Genomic DNA, 4,535 nt, shown 5'->3' with positions numbered 1-4,535 from the left:
TAATGCGGAAACTCGCGAGGCAGCATTTGCCACGAGCATCCCGTACGCCCTCCGTGTCCCTCGAAATCCGTCCAGCCACTGCCTCTGATGCCAGTCAGATTCTGACGTTCATTACCGAACTTGCCATCTATGAACGCGCAGGGCATGAGGTCAAGGCCAGTACCAACGACATTCAACGCAGCCTGTTCGCCGACAACGCACCGGCCAGGGAGCTGATGTGCCTGCATGACGGCCAGCCCATTGGCTATGCCGTTTATTTCTACAGTTACTCGACCTGGCTGGGACGCAACGGCGTGTATCTGGAAGACCTGTACATCACTCCTGAGAAGCGCAGCATCGGCGCCGGACGCGCACTGCTTCGACATATCGCTCGCGAAGCGGTAGCCAACGATTGTGGTCGCCTGGAGTGGAGCGTGCTGGACTGGAACGAGCCAGCCATCAAGTTCTACGAAGCGATCGGCGCTGCGCCGCAAAGTGAATGGGTTCGCTACCGGATGGAGGGTGCCGGGCTGCTGGACTTCGCCAAAGGCGGCGATTGAAGCACAAAGGCCTGACACGAAAACGCCCGGCCTGTGTGGGCCGGGCGTTTAAGAAAAGCATTCAACAGCGGTCAGCAAACCCCAGGCGGGATGCCGTCCTTGTTGAAGTCTTTCAGGCGTTCCTTTTCTTCGGGCGTCGAGTGCGCGGGCACGTCGCTTTGCGGTTCCGGTTTTTTCTCGTCTTTCTTGTCAGTCATGGTCGTTGACTCCGCTGGTGAACACTCAAATAAGGCCACGCGCGGAGCATTCGGTTCAGACTGATTGCACAGTGCGGCGCTGATCAACGTTGCATTCCAACTGTCGAGCCAGGCCCTGCAGATCAAGCAGGGTCGCACGCCAACTGCGCTCCTGACTGCCGACGCTGACCAGCGAGCGGACCCGGTCATTGACCGAAATGCCCTTGCCAGTACTGGCTTGCCAGCCTTGTTCCAGCATGGCCGGGTCGAACTGATTGAACGCGTCGATCGCATCGACCCGGCTCACGGCAAAACCGAAGCACAGGCGCTCGCCACGCACGATCAGGACACGGGACGCTTCACACGGGGTTTGCGCCCCCTCGCCCAGCAGGCTGCTCAGGCAGATCAGCGGCACTTGCTCGCCACGCAGATTGAATTGCCCTAGCAGGTGCGTCGCCGGTTGCGACAAACCGATCAGCTGTTGCGGCACGCTCATGATCTCGACGATCTGACTCAACGGCGCGACGAAGCGGGTCGGTGCGTCAAACAGCAGACAGGCATGGCGCAACATCGCCTTGGTCACATCGTGCGAGGCTTGTGCAGGTTTGACGTCGTGCTGGTAAACCTGGGTGTAGCTTTTGACTTCCGGGCGCTGCAACAGCATTGGATGATCCAGCAACAATGCCTGTTGCCCCTCCTCCAGGTTCATGACCCCGGCCAGCAGTTCAGGATGCGGCAGGCCGTAACCCGGTGCCGCCAGAAGGCTGCCCGGGTCCTGACGCTGGATGGCGACCATGCGGTCGTAACCAAACCCGCATACCCGACCGTCCGGAGCCGTCAATAGCAACAACTGCGGCTTGGAGGTCTGGCGTTTATGGTCCAGACCAAGGACTTCGGACAGATTGAGCGCCGGGACCTTGGTGCCACGCACCGACGTAACGCCAAAGCAGCAGTCACTGGCAAAGTCCGACGCCGAAATTTCAGGATTATCCACCAGTTCGGTCACGACGCTCGCATCGATACAGAAGTTGCGACCGTCACACTCGAACACCAGGTAATGCAGCAAACGATTCTTGGCCGCGAGCGCTTCTTCCTTGAGCACCTGCGCGCTCGGATCAGCAGCAAACAGTACGCCTGGCAAGCTACTCAGAAAACCCAGGTCGAGCTTGTAGATCATCCGCGATTCTTCTGCGCCCAGCAGCAGTGATGGCAGCAACCCGACACTGGTGCCGCCAGGGCCCAGCGGGCTGAATTGAGAGTCGCGGGCCTTGAGAATGTCGCATACCGCATCAATCGCCAGCCCCAGGTAGCCACCGCCGTACTTGAGAATCGCGACCAGCGGCGTGGGCGACGACGTATCGCCGCCCTCCGCCAACTGGCCTCGCAGGTCTACCAAAGGCACCGGTTTGCCGCGCAAGGTAAACACACCGCGCAACGCACCGCGAGTCAGCGGATGGGGGTACAGGTCGGCAGGCCAGTGCACGGCCTCCATCAGCGCTTCGGCAACCACCGCCAGATAAACGCCATTGATCTGCACGACACCGTAGGCATTCAGGCCGCTCATGCAGGTTGTCCGATGGATACCTTGTTCAGAGTTTCGGTGTAGCCGGTCAGGTTGGCTTCATGCAGCTCCACGATCAGTGTTTCCACTTCCTGCGCCGACAAGCGTTGTTTCTCGGTCGCGGTGTTGATCCCGTCGATTGCCTGAGTCGTCTGCATCACGCCTTCCACGATGTGTTCGAAGGCTTCGCCGGCACTGCGCGAAATCTCGTTGCCCGACTCGATCCGGCTGACTGTTTCGAGGATCAGCTTGTTGATTTCCTTGGTCGCACGCGAGGACTTCTCGGCCAGCTTGCGCACTTCATCGGCCACCACCGAGAAGCCCAGGCCGTGCTCGCCAGCCCTGGCCGCCTCGATAGCGGCGTTGAAGGCCAGCATGTTGGTCTGACTGGCGATCTCGCTGATCACCTGGATGATGTCCTGAATGCCCTCGGCCGACTTGGCGATCATGCCCATCGCATCGGACGCCTTGACCAGAGTCTGCGAACCGGTACTGGCCTGCTCACGCGTCATTCTGGCCAGATCGGTGGCCGTCTCGGTGCTTTGTGCCACGTAGGAAATGGCGTTCATCAATGCTTTAACCGACTCGCCCATGGCGCGGGTCTTGGCTTCTATCGCCTGCTCCATCTCGACCTGACGGGTAATGTCAGTGGCGAATTTCACCACTTTGAACGGCAGCCCGTCATGGTCTAAAATCGGGCTGTACGTTGCCTGAATCCAGATTTTCTGCCCGTACTTGCTGACGCGCATGAAGCGTCCGGAATAGAACTCGCCCTGCCCCAGCCCGTGCCAGAACTCCCGGTATTCAGTGCCACGCACATATTCCTCATCACAGAAAATACGGTGATGCTGGCCCTTGATCTCCTGCAGGCCATAGCCCAGCGCTTTGAGGAAGTTGGCGTTGGCCGTAATAATGTTGCCGGCCATGTCAAACTCGATGACGGCCTGGGCGCGGTCGATTGCATTCACCTTGCCGTGGTGCTCGACGCTGGTTTCCTTGGCAACTGTCACGTCGAGCGCGAACTTGACGATCTTGTAAGGTTTGCCCTGCGCGTCGAAGATCGGGTTGTAGTGTACTGTCTCAAAAATAAATGCTCTGTAAAATCGTCTATGCTTGCTCGTTGATTACACCGTTGGAGGCGAAGAAATGAGCGCCCAAGATATCGTCCTGAGTCCTGAAGAAAGCGCCGAGCTCAGCCGTCGCACACGATCAGCCACCATCAGTCAGCGTGACGGTCGCCGCGCGAGGGTCATACTGTTAGCTGCTCAAGGTTGTTCAAGGGTTGAAATAGCCCGTCTGGTTGGATTCTCTCTTCGCTCAGTCACTCTTTGGTGCAAGCGTTTTCAAGAACAGGGACTAGACGGTTTGATCGATAAGCCTGGCCGCGGACGTAAGTCATTCTTGCCGCCAGACGCTATGGCTCGAGTACTTGAGCAAGTGGTTCAACCTCGTATTGGCCAGCCTCGCTGGAGCTGCCGAAGCATGGCGCAAGTCGCGGGTATTTCTCCGGCCAGCGTCCAGCGTATATGGGCTGCCAATGACATAAAGCCGCACCTGACTCGTACGTTCAAGCTGTCCAACGATCCCAACTTCGAAGAGAAATTCTGGGACGTCATAGGGTTGTATCTGGACCCGCCAGACAAGGCCCTGGTGCTGTGCTGCGATGAAAAAAGTCAGGTTCAGGCCTTGGAGCGTACCCAGCCGGGACTGCCTCTGGGCATCGGCCATATCCGCACGCAATCGCACGATTACATTCGCCATGGCACCGTGACCCTGTTCACTGCGCTCGATTACCTTGAGGGGAGGTTGATCAGTTCTATCGAGCGCCAACACCGGCATCAGGAGTGGCTGGACTTCCTCAAGAAAATCAATCGGGAAACGCCCAAGCACCTTCAATTACACCTGATCGTCGACAACTACGCCACGCACAAACATCCGAAAGTGAAGGCCTGGCTCGAAAAGCACAAGCGCTTCCATATGCATTTCACCCCGACCTCAAGTTCGTGGATGAACATGGTTGAGCGCTTCTTTCGGGACATCACGGTATACCTGCGCGACGGTAGTTTCAGCTCGATTCGCGAATTGGAAAGCTCAATCACCACATTTCTGGCACTGCGAAATGCCCAGCCGACTCGCTACGTTTGGAACGCTAAGGGAGAAGATATTTTGAACAGAATACAGCGAGCACGCGCGGCAATGACCACGCGGGCATGAGAGAAGTTAATTTTGAGACGGCACACTAGCCAGTTGTCAGGGTCG

The 4,535-nt window shown here is 57.9% G+C and carries 4 protein-coding genes and 2 pseudogenes; 2 read left to right on the top strand and 4 right to left on the bottom strand.

Going from position 1 to position 4,535, the window contains the following annotated elements:
* Positions 1 to 53 precede the first annotated feature (53 nt).
* Positions 54 to 539 (top strand): GNAT family N-acetyltransferase, encoded by a 486-nt coding sequence (locus tag ALO64_RS17160; protein ID WP_044345576.1) that lies wholly within the window; start codon positions 54 to 56, stop codon positions 537 to 539.
* A gap of 71 nt (positions 540 to 610) precedes the next feature.
* Here the strand turns inward: ALO64_RS17160 and ALO64_RS26565 are convergent, their stop codons facing one another.
* The 4 genes and pseudogenes from ALO64_RS26565 to ALO64_RS26890 form a co-directional block, all read right to left on the bottom strand.
* The gene (locus ALO64_RS26565; RefSeq protein ID WP_003315538.1) at positions 611 to 736 is read right to left on the bottom strand and encodes a hypothetical protein; all 126 of its coding nucleotides are present in this window, start codon (positions 734 to 736) and stop codon (positions 611 to 613) included.
* A 55-nt stretch (positions 737 to 791) separates the two neighbouring features.
* A complete protein-coding gene (locus ALO64_RS17155) occupies positions 792 to 2,279 on the bottom strand; it encodes a chemotaxis protein CheW (protein ID WP_044345574.1) in 1,488 nt (495 codons plus the stop codon).
* Positions 2,276 to 2,743 (bottom strand): annotated as a pseudogene (locus tag ALO64_RS26895) (methyl-accepting chemotaxis protein); the annotation flags it as partial. The gene ALO64_RS17155 and the pseudogene ALO64_RS26895, both read right to left, overlap by 4 nt.
* 159 nt (positions 2,744 to 2,902) lie before the next feature.
* Positions 2,903 to 3,244: pseudogene (locus ALO64_RS26890) on the bottom strand (PAS domain-containing protein); the annotation flags it as partial.
* Between the two features lie 178 nt (positions 3,245 to 3,422).
* Between ALO64_RS26890 and ALO64_RS17145 the strand changes: the two are divergent.
* Positions 3,423 to 4,490, top strand: a complete 1,068-nt coding sequence (locus ALO64_RS17145) for an IS630-like element ISPsy32 family transposase (protein ID WP_054991760.1) — start codon at positions 3,423 to 3,425, stop codon at positions 4,488 to 4,490.
* Positions 4,491 to 4,535: the final 45 nt, after the last annotated feature.

Source organism: Pseudomonas meliae (genome assembly GCF_001400515.1).
Taxonomy (GTDB): domain Bacteria; phylum Pseudomonadota; class Gammaproteobacteria; order Pseudomonadales; family Pseudomonadaceae; genus Aquipseudomonas; species Aquipseudomonas amygdali.
The sequence above is the reverse complement of the archived record's forward strand: the minus strand, read 5'-3'. Positions and strand labels throughout refer to the sequence as shown.

Excerpts from the sequence above, each read along its gene's own strand:
- ALO64_RS17155 (WP_044345574.1), bottom strand. The coding sequence starts at position 2,279 with ATGAGCGGCCTGAATGCCTACGGTGTCGTGCAGATCAATGGCGTTTAT.
- ALO64_RS17145 (WP_054991760.1), top strand. The coding sequence starts at position 3,423 with ATGAGCGCCCAAGATATCGTCCTGAGTCCTGAAGAAAGCGCCGAGCTC.
- ALO64_RS26565 (WP_003315538.1), bottom strand. The coding sequence starts at position 736 with ATGACTGACAAGAAAGACGAGAAAAAACCGGAACCGCAAAGCGACGTG.